The sequence below is a fragment of the Arthrobacter sp. I3 genome, from assembly GCF_000520575.1.
Taxonomy (GTDB): Bacteria; Actinomycetota; Actinomycetes; order Actinomycetales; family Micrococcaceae; genus Arthrobacter; species Arthrobacter humicola_A.
The window spans coordinates 52,614-53,789 of the sequence record NZ_KI914927.1 but is presented as its reverse complement, the minus strand read 5'-3'; the positions used below and the strand labels follow the sequence as shown (position 1 = coordinate 53,789).

Genomic DNA, 1,176 nt, shown 5'->3' with positions numbered 1-1,176 from the left:
CCCCCTGCGGGTGTGGCCCGCCGGCGTCGCTGTCTGGCTGGGAACCGTCGGCGTCGGGATGATCCTGCGGGCCCTCACCGGGCAGACGGTGGTGCTGCCCTTCATCATCGTGGCCCTGCTGAGCCTGGCCGTTTTCCTCCTGGGTTACCGCCTTGTGGCCGCGGGCGTTCGGCGGTTGCGTTCACGCCGCCGCCAGGCCTAATGCACTAGGCTTGCAGAAGATGGCAGCGCCCGTGCAAGGGCCGCCGACAGGCCCGCAAACGGCGCAACCGATCCGGAAAGGTTCACACGTGGTCACCGCATTCGTCCTGATCAAGACAAACGCTTCACGCATCCCGGAGACCGCCGAGGAAATCTCCGCCATCGCCGGCATCAGCGAGGTCTATTCCGTAACGGGCGAGTGGGACCTGATCGCCATCGCCCGGGTCGCAAAGCACGAGGACCTGGCGGACGTCATCGCGGACAAGCTCTCGAAGGTTCCCGGCGTCGCGCACACCACTACGCAGATCGCGTTCCGCGCTTACTCCCAGCACGACCTCGATGCGGCCTTTGCCCTCGGATTCGAGCAGTAGCGAACAATCGAATTGCGACCAGCTCACATGAGACGGGCCCGGCAGAAACGCTGTCTGGCTGGGAACCGTCGGCGTCGGGATGATCCTGCGGGCCCTCACCGGGCAGACGGTGGTGCTGCCCTTCATCATCGTGGCCCTGCTGAGCCTGGCCGTTTTCCTCCTGGGTTACCGCCTTGTGGCCGCGGGCGTTCGGCGGTTGCGTTCACGCCGCCGCCAGGCCTAATGCACTAGGCTTGCAGAAGATGGCAGCGCCCGTGCAAGGGCCGCCGACAGGCCCGCAAACGGCGCAACCGATCCGGAAAGGTTCACACGTGGTCACCGCATTCGTCCTGATCAAGACAAACGCTTCACGCATCCCGGAGACCGCCGAGGAAATCTCCGCCATCGCCGGCATCAGCGAGGTCTATTCCGTAACGGGCGAGTGGGACCTGATCGCCATCGCCCGGGTCGCAAAGCACGAGGACCTGGCGGACGTCATCGCGGACAAGCTCTCGAAGGTTCCCGGCGTCGCGCACACCACTACGCAGATCGCGTTCCGCGCTTACTCCCAGCACGACCTCGATGCGGCCTTTGCCCTCGGATTCGAGCAGTAGCGAACAATCGA

Annotated in this window: 3 protein-coding genes and 1 pseudogene; all 4 read left to right on the top strand. The window is 65.2% G+C overall.

The genetic code is table 11. The annotated features are described in order from the left end of the window. Positions 1-202 (top strand): DUF3054 domain-containing protein (locus tag Y706_RS25055; protein WP_043436039.1); only part of this gene is annotated, 202 nt, incomplete at its 5' end. A gap of 88 nt (positions 203-290) precedes the next feature. After that, positions 291-572 carry an Lrp/AsnC family transcriptional regulator gene (locus Y706_RS0111660; RefSeq protein ID WP_028276733.1) on the top strand — a complete coding sequence of 94 codons (282 nt, stop codon included), beginning with the start codon at positions 291-293 and terminating at the stop codon, positions 570-572. A gap of 49 nt (positions 573-621) precedes the next feature. After that, positions 622-795: pseudogene (locus Y706_RS28145) on the top strand (DUF3054 domain-containing protein); the annotation flags it as partial. Positions 796-883: 88 nt separating this feature from the next. Then, positions 884-1,165 carry an Lrp/AsnC family transcriptional regulator gene (locus tag Y706_RS0111650; protein ID WP_028276733.1) on the top strand — a complete coding sequence of 94 codons (282 nt, stop codon included), beginning with the start codon at positions 884-886 and terminating at the stop codon, positions 1,163-1,165. Positions 1,166-1,176 lie beyond the last annotated feature (11 nt).